Source organism: Mesobacillus maritimus (assembly GCF_044803185.1).
Lineage (GTDB): Bacteria > Bacillota > Bacilli > Bacillales > Cytobacillaceae > Mesobacillus_B > Mesobacillus_B maritimus_B.
Genome location: NZ_CP085225.1, coordinates 3,317,378 through 3,329,224, shown reverse-complemented (window position 1 = coordinate 3,329,224; position 11,847 = coordinate 3,317,378). Strand labels below are relative to the sequence as shown.

Here is an 11,847-nt window from a genome sequence, read left to right as displayed (position 1 = left end):
ACCTAATCTTGTTGTGAGAAAGGCCTTACCTATTATGGAAAGTCAAAGCGATGTTTAGTAAGGCATTGCTTTGCTAGTAAAGAAATAGGGAATATAAACCTACCGGGTTTCCATTCCCTCTCGCAAAAACTGAAAATGCAAGCGAAAATGCAGGCCAATTTGTAACGCTTTTGTATCTGTCCTTGCAATTTAAAATAAAATGGCTCAGTTCACTGTACTGAGCCATTTTTAATTTCTATTTTTGGCAGTCATTAAAAGATGTTGATTTCTGGGTCCGTTAGGGTCCGCTCTTATCGGTTGGGGGCAAGTTAAAACCAGGTTTGTGTAAATAAGCGGAGAAAGTTCCCTTATTTAGAAATTAGCACTGAAAATAGCTGAAATAGAGGGAGAAATTTCTCCTATTGACCCCAAAAATGTGAAAATGGCCAATTTTGCATGGGATAAGCGGAAAATCTCCCTCTATATCCCCCGGGAAGAGCTCTATTCTGCATCTTAACGGGAAAATCTCCGCTTGTTTTGGTATTTTTCTAAAAATAAGGTTCAAATTCCACTCATGTTTCCATAATAGGATAGAAGGAGTGGGAATGTGTTTTGAAATATGAGCGTAAGGCACAATAAGTGAACGGTTGAACCAAGCTGAACCAAATAGAAACGAAAGAATGAGATAGAAATCGCTAGGAACCAAAATTAGATGAAAGGCATTAGTTTTAGGAGATTTCAAAGGATTATGGGGCAGTGCAAGTCACCATCATATTGGGATGGCGCATTGCACTTTTTGGCATGTCTTTTTGTGCTTTGAGCATGGGAAAACGGACCTGTCCGATTATTCTTTAACTGTGATTTTGCGGTTTTTGAATGATCCTGAATGTTCCAGGGTGATGTGGGCTTCGATTGACTTTAGGCTATCTTCACGCAGCAGGGCATCATGATTTTTTTGCTTTTTCCATTCGGAATGATATTTTCGGTAAAGCTGATGCTCCAAGTTTAAAAAATCAATCTCTTGTTCTAAGCCTAATTGATATAATTGCCTTATCTCCGCGACGATTCCCTTTTTTACAAAGTCCTTCATGGCATCCACCTGGATCGTATTGTTTTTCATGCGATTACTCACAATCCCATTGGCAAAGTAGAGAATGGTAAAGCGAAACTGTCCGTCTCGTTTTTCAGGATTAATTTTTACCATTTGGTCTTCAAGCACGGTCAGGAATTCTGGGTCTTTTTCGTTTGGCGAAAGTAAGGAAGCTCGCACGGTTTCTGGAGTCAACCAACGCAGTCCTTTTAATTTCTCATATGGGAAATAGCCTTTGTACGTTCGGTTCTTTAGAAAAAACGCCCCATTAAGTGCTAATTTCGGCTCACTCTTTTTATTGGTCTTCCATTGTGTGTCATTGATCGTGAGCGATGGAATGTAAGTGGTACGACCAGGCTCAAAGAATTCGCGAGCAAATTGATTGAGCTTAATCGGCCTAATGGTAGAGCTTTGTTCAAATGTACTCTCTGGACTATGTAATATCGTATTTAAGGAGTTTTGATTAAAAAAACCAGGAGTAGAGAGGATGTCAGGAACGGAACTTTTTGTCCCGAAAATCCATGGAGTTGGCCGAAACTCATAATAACGTGTCAAGCCATCGAAGACGTTCTCTAGTCCTTTTTCTAGCGCTGCTTCGCTCAACACAATGGCCGTGACATGTGCCCACAGAAACCGTTCTTGCGCGGTAAAATACGCTTTAAAAAACGCGTCGATAAACGTTTTCCCGCTCGTCTCGGAAATATAAACCTCAGCCGGCGGTTTTTCACCGCCTTCATTTTTCGCAACAGAGCTCAATCCTAGCATTTGAATATAGACATAAAACTCCCCATCTCGATAGTCGACACCGACAGCGGTCGCAAAGTTTTGATTTTCAATTTCACCAATGTCATGGTCGCAAGCCGTTACAAGCGAGAGACACAGTACAAGAAGTGCGCAAAAAAGCATGATTGATTTTTGCTTCATCCTATTTTCTCCGTTTCCGAATGAATGAAATTCCGTAATGTTTCCGGTCAAATGGATTCACAAAGAAGGCGGCTCCATATTCTTTGAATCTTAACGAGGCAATCGGTTCAAGATAAGCGACTTTAAAGGACTCCAATGTTGAAAGATAAATAAGAATGCTAAAGAATCCAACAAAGAGTCCATATACTCCTAAAAAAATCGATAGGATCAAGGTATAAAGACGGAAGACACTGACGGTTCCAACCAATGATTGATTCACGAGGGTATAGCTCGCGACCGCTGTTAATGCAATAATGACAATCATCGTTGGCGAGGCAAGTCCTGCTCGAATCGCTGCATCCCCAATAATGATTCCGCCTACAATCGAGATCGTTTGCCCCAAAACGGTTGGCATTCGAACGCCCGCTTCTCTTAACAACTCAAACAATCCAAGAATAAATAGTGCTTCAAGTCCAATCGGCAATGGCAATCCTTCACGTGAAACCACGACAGTGGCCAATAGGGCAAACGGCAGTTGGTCAATGTTGACAGACGATAGCGACACCCAGAATCCTGGTAGAAACATGGATATCCCTAAGCCGAAAAGTCGAAGAAATCGTGAAAATATGACCAGATAGTAAGGAAAATGAACATCCTCAGGCGATTTAATTAATTCTAGTAGGTTGGTGGGCCCAATTAATATGGAGGGAGAGCCATTCACAATGACAATAAATCTTCCACGCAGCATGCATTCAATCACATAATCTGGGCGGGTAGCATAATCGAATAAGGGAAATAAAGAAAATGAGCGATCGGCAAGCCATTGTTCTAATTGACCACTGCTAACAATGCTTTCTCCTTGAAAGTCAGTGAGTCGCTTCCTAGCCTCCTCAATCATCTCTTGATTGGTTTTATCATTTAAATAAAGCAGGGATACCTCTGTTTTACTAATTGACCCTAATGTAAAGGACTCGCAATAAAGCTGTGCTGACTTCATTCGTTTTCGAATCAAGGAGATGTTGACATTCATCTCTTCAGTAAAACCATCCTTCGGTCCCTTGATGGAAACCTCTGTCGCTGATTCCTGCGGTTTTCGCTGTGGGACATTGCTAATATCAAATACATGAAAAAACGGGGTTCCTTCCCTGAAAACAATCAGCGAACCCGAAAACACAAGATTCACCAGTTCTTTCATGCTTTTAATATGCTGGACAGGTGGAAGCGTTTCTGAATGACTACGCGGTTCTTTTCTTTCAATACTCAAAAGAATCCGGTTAAAATACTCATTAAGCTGTGTGGAATCAAGCATCCCTTTGCAGTAAAACGCTTGGATGTTTTCGTCATGTTCAATTGGGATAAACTCAATATCGGCATAATGGCGAAAAAAACTTTTTACCTCATCACAAGTTAACGTTCCTTTTGTTAAAAAATGATCGAATCGGTTCAGGTTCATACGTTTTGTGTCCCTTTCTTCATTGGCAAATAGCTAATAAGCAATAAGGCGAACGAAATAAACATTGCGAAAAGAAATGCTGCTGGGTAAAAGTACTTTCCAATCATGTTTTGCACCCACATATCGCTGAGCGGAACAATCGTCGATAATCCTAAAAGCAGTGAAGCGACGACAATCACGTGCTTTTTTTTAGAAGCCAATTGATGGTCCTTCACCATATCTGCAAGCAGGTAGAGACCCAATGAAACCCGGATGATTTCCCCACTTAATAATTGAAACACCGCTAAAAAATCGACATGGGAAATATATTCTCCCAAGGTAATGAGTCGCCATTGCTCAAAAGCTGGAAACCGCATATCAGCCGCAACCGCTGGCCCAAAGGAAGACAAGGAACCCATGGTAGGGCCAAGAATCAGTCCCCCCAAAATCGTGATGAGCAAGAAAAGGTGTTTCAGCGTAAACGCTTTTTTTAAATGGTGCTGTAGGAGGAGAAGGACAAGGAGATCCGCGTTCCCTCCAAGAATCACAATGGTCCCTTTTATAATGGGGTGATAGCCATCAACAAGAATAGGGAAAAGGTAGGAATAATCTTTTTCCTTCATCGTAAACCAAGCAACAAATATCCCAAGCATCCAAACAATCGGCAATAAAACCGCAGAAACATGGACAATCGATTTTAAACCACTATATGCTGACCAAGCACTAATCAAAAGGAAAGGCAGCATCACAACAAAGGATGGCGTTCGCGGCAGAAAATAAATATTAATCGATTGAATTAAATCATAAAAAGAAATGGCACTTATTGCGAACACATAGACGGTAAGAAGGGAAATGAAAACACGAGAAATCAGACTTCCTGCACGTGCTTTAATCCAATCGTATAGACGTAGCCGTCGTTGATTTTTTTTCATAACCAAATAAAGGATAAACCCCCAAAACAGTAAGAAGAAATAGGCAACCAATACGCAGATCCATGCATCCCGTTTACCTGTTGTTAGCAGATGAGGCATGATAAGCACATGATTCGAAATCCCAATAAAAAGGATAAGAACAAACAATAATTGAGCCCGAGAAAAATACATTCCAACACCACCAAATAGATTCCACCACTGTTATGTTTTGTTTGTGTTTCCAAATTATGCATAAGAGGAACACGGAATTCCTTGTCCCAATTGGTCCATGTAAGAAGTTTGTCACTTTTAAATTAAAATGGATCAATCGCAGCAACCTTTAGACGCGGTGCCTGTCCCTCTGTCCCAGTCAACGGTGACACAATTGGGTTGACTAACTCACTTTCTAAGTCCTTGCTTCATTGTAATCTCTGCAGCCATTTCCCTTCCTCCTTAGTTTGTCGTTCAGTATGCAAAATCCGCATTTAACTTAAGTTGCTTGTCCAGACAGGATTGGTGTTAACCGCATATGGTATAGAGAGTAAAACGAAAGGAGGGAAAATGATATGTCAGGATATGGCGGTGGAGGCGGCAGCACTTTTGTGTTGATCGTAGTTCTATTTATTCTCCTAATCATTGTTGGTGCTAGCTTCTAACAATGAAAATCAGCATTAACGAAAGAGGCTGGCCACTTGGCCAGCCTCTTTTCCTATGGAGTTTTGGTAATTTCTTCTTTATTTACATATATTATAGTGATTTATAACTAGAAATGAATTAAAGGTGAAAATAAAAAAGCTGTCGAGCGTTTCTCGACAGCCAGAGAGGATGGCTAAAAAGCTCAACCGCTTTTCTGTTTAACTTTCATCGTCTTCTTCTGAATATACCTTGGTAACATACATTGCTATCTTTAGTAATTTTTCGAGGTCTAACTTGCTAAAAATGTCTGAGACTGGAAAAGGCTCCCTTGTAGGAGGAGGTGGTAGGGTAAGTGAGATGGCTTCGTTTTGTGCTAGTGAATATAGTGATTGGTTTATGTTTTCACTATACGCTTGAAGTCTCATTGAAGTTCTTTCCTGCGCTTCCACCTTATTAAGAAGGTTATTTAACGCTTCTTGTTGTTGTGCCATTTGTTTTTGTAAGTTCTTTAGATCTGTGTCTTGGGCTTGTACCCGGTCAGTTAGATCATTAACCAACGAGGATAGTTTTTTATCTTTACCTGACATTCCGTGTATCCCTCCTTTCATCTCCCAATAACATGACGGTTTTTTAAAACTAGTCCCACCATAGCGTATGTCTTACACTTTACGTTTGTATAGACAAACTGTTTAGAATGGAAAAAATGGGTGAAAGACAGAGGTCCCTTGTCCCAAGCGGGGCACTTAGAGAATTCACATATTCTACTTCCCTCTATTCCCTTCGTTCGAGTTTTCAATTCACATTCGAATCTATGGTACAAGAATAATGAATAAGGTTGCTAAGGCAAACCCTTTTTCTGGTATTTTATTGAGAATATTCAGTATAATTATAATGCTGTGTTGTGTTTAAAAGGGGGTTATGATGATTCGAGGTTCATGGAGAGCGTTAGGATGGATTGGATTGGCTGAATTATGTGCATTAAGCTTGTGGTTTAGTGCTTCAGTTATAGCACCTGAACTCATTCAAGTATGGAATCTTAGCTCTGCCGCAGAAGCATGGTTGTCTGCTTCTGTCCCAATTGGTTTTGTCATAGGTGCATTCGTTAGTTCCTATTTTGGAGTAGCAGATCGTTTTAATCCCCGAAAGGTTCTTGCAGTTTCAGCGTTTCTAGGGGCACTATTGAATCTCTCACTAATTCTAGTAGAACACGCTTTTTTCGGGATCCTACTTAGGATTTTAACTGGTGTATCACTGGCTGGTGTATACCCGACAGCTGTAAAAATTTTATCACAATGGTTCCTAAAAAAACGTGGCCTTGCGATTGGGATCTTAATAGCTTCATTAACTCTAGGGTCCTCTTTGCCACATTTTATTGTGATGTTCTCTTCGTCTTTGAATTGGCGATTAGTGATTATTTGTAGTTCACTATTAGCACTGCTGGCAGCGATCATTGTTAATTGGGTTCTAGAAGATGCTCCAGTAACAACGAAAAAGGTACCTTTCTCTTTTAAACTAGTTAAAAAAGTAGTGTCGAATAAACCAGTCATGCTTGCGAACTATGGTTACTTTGGGCATATGTGGGAATTGTATGCGATGTGGACATGGATTCCGATCTTTTTGACGGCTAGTTTTACAAGCTATTCACCAGGGATCTCTCCTTGGTTCATTGCATTATCTTCTTTTATGAGCATCGGAATTGCAGGGGGAATTGGTTGTGTCTTAGGTGGACTAGTCTCAGATAAAATCGGAAGAGCCAACTTAACGATTATTTCTATGTTGATTAGTGCGATTTGCTGTATCTTGATTGGGTTTACTTTTGGTCAGTCTATTTGGTTAACGCTTATCCTTTCAATCATTTGGGGAATGTCTGTCATCTCAGATTCTGCCCAGTTTTCTGCAGCGGTTTCAGAAGTAGCTGAAGTTGAGTATGTAGGAACAGCCCTTACTTTTCAAATGTGCATTGGTTTCCTTATTACAATATTTTCTATTAATCTCATCCCTGTTATTCAGAGGGTTGTTGGTTGGGAATGGGTCTTTGCCTGTTTAGCGATTGGACCAATTCTTGGTATTGTATCGATGGTCCAATATAAACGGTATGAATTTTATCAGCATGTTAAAGGGACAATTGGTCATTTTAATAAATTTTAACATGTTAATCGGGGATGTATTTAAAAAGGGATTCGTGTAGCTTGTCACAATAAAGATGAGGCAAGTATGCCAACTTCCCGGGGACTGGTGGTAAGGCTTTAAAGCAGGCTTTTAATAGTTTCGCTATTTCGCTAAGTGCCAGTTACCATCCATATTGAATGGTGACTAGCACTTTTTGTCGTAAATACTGGCCTAACACAACTTGTTATGACAGGGGACCAAACATTTTCGCGCTTTTTCGGATTGACGTACTAAAGAAACTAAATTATGATATTTTATAATCATCGAAAATATTAAAATATTTTTAAAAACAAGGAGGTGGTTACTTTGAGCACTGAAATGGAAATAGTAGAGAAAGTTGACAGTGAGTTTCGAGTTCGTACATATATAGGAAAAATGGCAAAGTTCCTTACAGCCATTGCAGTCATTTGGTCCATTTTTCAAATCTTTGCTGCAGGTTCTGGTGTTTTTGATGCGATTACGTTAAGAGCATGGCATATGATGTTTCTGCTTGTTGTTACATTTTTGTTGTATCCAGCTACAAAAAACGGCAAACGGACGCTAAAATTCCCGCCTATATTCGATGTTATCTGTATCCTGTTAAGTATTGCCTCAACCGGTTATTTACTATATTCCTATCAAACCATTGTTCTAAGGGGAGGTTATTTATTACTTCCTGATTATATTTTTGGTGCGATTGGGATTTTAATGATTTTTGAAGCTGCGCGTCGGGTAGTGGGGAATCTAGCAATCTTAGCTTTCATCTTTTTACTCTATAATTTCCTCGGTTCATTCATTCCTGGAATCTTCGGGCATGGAGGCTTTAGTGTCAATCGCGTGATTGATTACTTATTTTACGGAAGTGAAGGAGTCTTTGGGATCGCCATTGGGGTCTCTGCTACATTTGTGTTCCTCTTTATCTTATTTGGTGCATTTTTAAGTAGAAGTGGGTTTAGCCAATTTATTAATGATTTCGCCTTAACAATTGCTGGACGCTCTCCAGGAGGGCCCGCAAAAGTAGCGGTAATCGCCAGCAGCTTAATGGGAATGATCAATGGAAGTGCATTAGCCAATGTGGCAACAACAGGGACACTGACCATTCCACTTATGCAAAAGAATGGCTATAAGGCGCGTTTCGCTGCCGCTGTGGAAGCGGTTGCTTCAACTGGTGGCCAATTTGCTCCGCCAATCATGGGGGCAGCAGGTTTTGTAATGGCAGAATATTTAGGAGTTTCCTATACCGTTGTGATGGTGGCTGCCATCATTCCTGCGATTCTCTATTATTTAACTTTAATTATGGTTGTTCATTTTGAAGCCAAACGTTTAGGTCTAAAAGGTCTTTCGAAAGAAAACATTCCTAAAGCGATGGATGTAATAAAGAAACAAGGGCATTTATCGCTTCCATTGATTGTCTTAATGGGACTTCTGTTTATGGGATATACCCCATTATATGCCGCTGTCTTTTCCATCATCGCATGTGTAGTCGCAAGCTGGCTGCGCAAGGAAACAAGGATGGGACTAAAAGAAATTATCCTCGCACTTGAAGAAGGAGCAAAAGGTGCAGTAGGAGTGGCAGTTGCTTGTGCCGTGATTGGTGTCATCATTGGGACTGTTTCTTTAACAGGTCTTGGACTGAATTTTGGCTATGCAGTGATGAACTATACAAATGATAGCTTACTCATTGCAGGTTTACTCGTGATGTTGATGAGTATTATTTTGGGAATGGGTGTCCCTGGGGTGGCCGCCTATATTATTGTGGCAACAGTGGGTACGCCTGTATTAATTAACCTAGGCGTTTCACCGCTAGCGGCCCATCTGTTTGTGCTCATTTATGCTTGTCTATCAAACATCACCCCGCCGGTGGCTCTTGCTTCTTACGTTGCAGCCGGGATTGCGGGTGCCAATCAGAATCAAGTTTCGCTGACAGCTGTAAAGCTTGGATTAACCGGCTTTATCCTGCCGTTTTTCTTTATTTTTAATCCAGCGCTGTTACTTGGAGCCAATCCGTATTCCGAAAGTATCATCCCAGCCATTACTGCCATCATTGGTTGTGTTTCTCTTGCAGCTGGGTTGCAGGGATGGCTAATGATGAAAGCAAGTATAATCCAAAGAATGATGTTAACGATTGTTGGGATCTTGATGATTGCCCCAGGGAGCTTAACAGACTACATTGGCATTGGATTATTAGGGATCGTTGTAGCGTGGCAGTGGGTCTCGAAAGGAAAGATAGCTCCAATTGACAGGAGTCAGTCTATCTAATAAATATTTTCGTTAAAAAAGGAGAGGTCAGCAAAATGTTCGGGAAGAAAAAAACCTATGTATTATTATTGTGTTTGCTTAGTATGGTTCTCGTCCTTAGCGCATGTGGTGGAGAAAGCGCCTCAAATGGGGAAAAGGTACAAAATTTAAATTTTCCAACAGCATCGACAACGGGGACCATCTACCCGTTAGGTTCAGCAATGGCAAATCTTTGGGGAACTGAGATTGAGGGATTGCGTGTAAATGCTCAAGCATCAAATGGCGGAGTGGACAATCTTAATCAAATGAAAGCCGGAGAAGCTCATATTTCCTTTGCGACATCTGGAATCATCTGGGAAGCTTATAACGGGGATAGAGGATTTAAGGATCGTAAATATGAAGATGTTCGAATTGTAGCCGGTCTTTACTATAACCCGAATCAATTTGTGGTTCGTAAGGATTCAGGGATCGAATCAATCGGTGATATAAAAGGAAAGAAATTTGCCCCAGGAACGACAGGAAGTACTCCTGAAGTTGAATCAAGCATTATTTTGCCAGCTTATGGAATTAGCTATCCAGATGGTATTGATGCAAACTTTGTTGGATTCACAGAAGCGATTGATTTGATGAGAAATAAGCAAATTGATGGAGCTTTAATCCAAGCGGGCTTACCAACTGCTGCGGTTACGGAGATGACTTCAACAGCTGATGGAGAGTTGATTGGCATTGAACCAGAAATACGTAAGCAATTAATGGAGGAGTATCCTTGGTATTCTGAAATGACGATACCAGCTGGAACCTATGATGGGCAAGAAGAGGATGTCGATACTCTTGCGATTAAAATGATGCTAATGGCTGATGCATCCGTCGACGAAGAAACGATTTATCAAATGACAAAGGTATTCTGGGAAAATCTAGATAAGCTTGAGTCAACGCATTCAATCGTTCAGCAAATGGAAATTGAAAATGCCGTAACAGAGCTTGCGGGAATTCCGCTGCACGATGGGGCAAAGCGGTATTATCAAGAACAAGGGTTACTAGACTAAAACACAAATGATTGCGCCAGAACAGTGATGTTCTGGCTTTTGTTTTAAAATGGGACAAGGGGACAGGTTTATTGTCCCGGTACTTGAATCACTAATTTGCTTTTGCAAGTCTAGTTGTAACCACTCTGTCATTTAACCGTATAGAAGACTTCCATCAGTGGGGGGCCTCATCCCCCACTGATGGTTAGTTGCACTTATCGGACCTTTACAGGCAGTTGATCCCCTCTTTTTTAATTATTTATTCAGAATATTCAGAGGTTGTTAAACCTAGTCCCTTTTTGTGTAGAATTCATGATTGAATTTTGCTAGAATCTTAAATCATAGCGAGACATGACAACGGGAGGCCGTATAAGTGGGGAATAAGAAACATCAGGAAGCTTGGAAAGAAGCGAAAAAGCGGTGTCAGCTAAACGGGGCTGATATTCAAATGGCGAAGGAATTGGGAATGACTCCTAAGAGTCTAATGAAAAATATTCCTACACCTGACCAAAAATGGAAAGCACCAGTAAAATGGTGGGTTCGTGATTTATATGAGGAAAAGTTTGGGAAAGTCTTATCTGTAAAAACTCCTCATAACAAAGTAAAAAATGAAAAAAAGCTAGAGAAGGAGTCTATCATTTCAGAAGACTGGGGTGATTTACCGTTTTGAAAAATCGGTTGTCTGTTGAAGAAATAAAAGTGATTTTGAGGGCTGCAGATGAAATTATTGGACAAGGAGGGAGAACACTTCTCGCGAAAATTCTAAAAGGGTCACGAGAGAAAAAAGTTTTACAACTGGAATTAGATAAGTGTCCTGTATATGGATATTTTAAGTCAGAGTCAATCGATTCGATTACCGATAAAATTGATTGGATGATTGATTTTGATTTTCTCACCATTCAGTATAGTGGGAAGCTACCGATGATTGTCTACACAGAACGGGGCTGGCATATTGAATCTGATCAATATGCAGACGAACTTTTACGTGAATGGAAGGAATGGATCAAACAGGGAAGACTAGACCCCGATATGACCTATTTAAAGGATCGGAATCGGGAAATGATTTTATTGATGCTTGAGAAAGTGAAAGAATCAGGGAATCCAAGTTTCATCCCTTATTTAAAATGTTGGGAAAACATTGAGTATAAGAAGGTCAAAGAAGCGATTCGAACAACCATAAAAGCGTTGGAGAATCAAGAACCGATGGACGAACAAGTGGTATTGGAAAGAACAGAAGCTTATAATGAAGCGATAAAGGGCTCGGCACCGCAAGACCTCCGGTTAAAATGCTGGGAATGTGGAAACCGATTTACCTTTACAGTCGATGAGCAGAAATTGTTTAAGAAAAAAGGGTATAAGCTTCCAAAAACCTGTAAGAGGTGTCGGAATAAAAGGGAGGTAGGGACTGGTCCCTTGTCTTAATTGGAATTATATGGTGGGACAGGGTGCCTGTCCCTCTGTCCCATTAATTTAGAGGTGAATGAG

Annotated in this window: 10 protein-coding genes; 6 read left to right on the top strand and 4 right to left on the bottom strand. The window is 40.5% G+C overall.

The window, feature by feature from the left end; genetic code table 11:
• Positions 1-823 precede the first annotated feature (823 nt).
• From LG336_RS16035 to LG336_RS16025, 3 genes are read right to left on the bottom strand one after another with little or no spacing between them, the layout of a single operon-like run.
• Entirely contained in the window at positions 824-1,993 is a 1,170-nt protein-coding gene (locus tag LG336_RS16035; protein ID WP_404328487.1) for a Ger(x)C family spore germination protein, read from the bottom strand.
• Between the two features lies 1 nt (position 1,994).
• Positions 1,995-3,425, bottom strand: a complete 1,431-nt coding sequence (locus LG336_RS16030; RefSeq protein WP_404328486.1) for a spore germination protein — start codon at positions 3,423-3,425, stop codon at positions 1,995-1,997.
• The gene (locus LG336_RS16025; protein WP_404328485.1) at positions 3,422-4,507 is read right to left on the bottom strand and encodes an endospore germination permease; all 1,086 of its coding nucleotides are present in this window, start codon (positions 4,505-4,507) and stop codon (positions 3,422-3,424) included. The genes LG336_RS16030 and LG336_RS16025 overlap by 4 nt, the downstream gene beginning before the upstream one ends.
• 374 nt (positions 4,508-4,881) lie before the next feature.
• Here LG336_RS16025 and LG336_RS16020 point away from each other — a divergent pair, with 374 nt between their 5' ends.
• Positions 4,882-4,971 (top strand): YjcZ family sporulation protein, encoded by a 90-nt coding sequence (locus LG336_RS16020; protein ID WP_404328484.1) that lies wholly within the window; start codon positions 4,882-4,884, stop codon positions 4,969-4,971.
• Between the two features lie 198 nt (positions 4,972-5,169).
• Here LG336_RS16020 and LG336_RS16015 read toward each other — a convergent pair whose 3' ends face one another.
• Positions 5,170-5,538, bottom strand: a complete 369-nt coding sequence (locus tag LG336_RS16015; protein WP_404328483.1) for a hypothetical protein — start codon at positions 5,536-5,538, stop codon at positions 5,170-5,172.
• 334 nt (positions 5,539-5,872) lie between these two features.
• Here LG336_RS16015 and LG336_RS16010 point away from each other — a divergent pair, with 334 nt between their 5' ends.
• The 5 genes from LG336_RS16010 to LG336_RS15990 all read left to right on the top strand — a co-directional run bounded on the left by LG336_RS16010 (position 5,873) and on the right by LG336_RS15990 (position 11,784).
• Positions 5,873-7,099, top strand: coding sequence for an MFS transporter (locus LG336_RS16010; protein WP_404333191.1), 1,227 nt, complete (start codon positions 5,873-5,875; stop codon positions 7,097-7,099).
• A gap of 318 nt (positions 7,100-7,417) precedes the next feature.
• Positions 7,418-9,358, top strand: a complete 1,941-nt coding sequence (locus LG336_RS16005) for a TRAP transporter permease (RefSeq protein WP_404328482.1) — start codon at positions 7,418-7,420, stop codon at positions 9,356-9,358.
• A 35-nt stretch (positions 9,359-9,393) separates the two neighbouring features.
• On the top strand, positions 9,394-10,383 hold the full coding sequence (locus LG336_RS16000; protein ID WP_404328481.1) for a TAXI family TRAP transporter solute-binding subunit: 990 nt from the start codon (positions 9,394-9,396) through the stop codon (positions 10,381-10,383).
• A 352-nt stretch (positions 10,384-10,735) separates the two neighbouring features.
• Positions 10,736-11,032 (top strand): hypothetical protein, encoded by a 297-nt coding sequence (locus LG336_RS15995; RefSeq protein ID WP_404328480.1) that lies wholly within the window; start codon positions 10,736-10,738, stop codon positions 11,030-11,032.
• Positions 11,029-11,784: an RQC-minor-1 family DNA-binding protein gene (locus LG336_RS15990; RefSeq protein WP_404328479.1), complete on the top strand. Its 756-nt coding sequence runs from the start codon at positions 11,029-11,031 to the stop codon at positions 11,782-11,784. The genes LG336_RS15995 and LG336_RS15990 overlap by 4 nt, the downstream gene beginning before the upstream one ends.
• Positions 11,785-11,847 lie beyond the last annotated feature (63 nt).

What these genes read in the sequence shown, in the direction of transcription:
- LG336_RS16035 (WP_404328487.1), bottom strand. Translation starts at nt 1,993, where the DNA reads ATGAAGCAAAAATCAATCATGCTTTTTTGCGCACTTCTTGTACTGTGT.
- LG336_RS16030 (WP_404328486.1), bottom strand. Translation starts at nt 3,425, where the DNA reads ATGAACCTGAACCGATTCGATCATTTTTTAACAAAAGGAACGTTAACT.
- LG336_RS16025 (WP_404328485.1), bottom strand. Translation starts at nt 4,507, where the DNA reads ATGTATTTTTCTCGGGCTCAATTATTGTTTGTTCTTATCCTTTTTATT.
- LG336_RS16020 (WP_404328484.1), top strand. Translation starts at nt 4,882, where the DNA reads ATGTCAGGATATGGCGGTGGAGGCGGCAGCACTTTTGTGTTGATCGTA.
- LG336_RS16015 (WP_404328483.1), bottom strand. Translation starts at nt 5,538, where the DNA reads ATGTCAGGTAAAGATAAAAAACTATCCTCGTTGGTTAATGATCTAACT.
- LG336_RS16010 (WP_404333191.1), top strand. Translation starts at nt 5,873, where the DNA reads ATGATTCGAGGTTCATGGAGAGCGTTAGGATGGATTGGATTGGCTGAA.
- LG336_RS16000 (WP_404328481.1), top strand. Translation starts at nt 9,394, where the DNA reads ATGTTCGGGAAGAAAAAAACCTATGTATTATTATTGTGTTTGCTTAGT.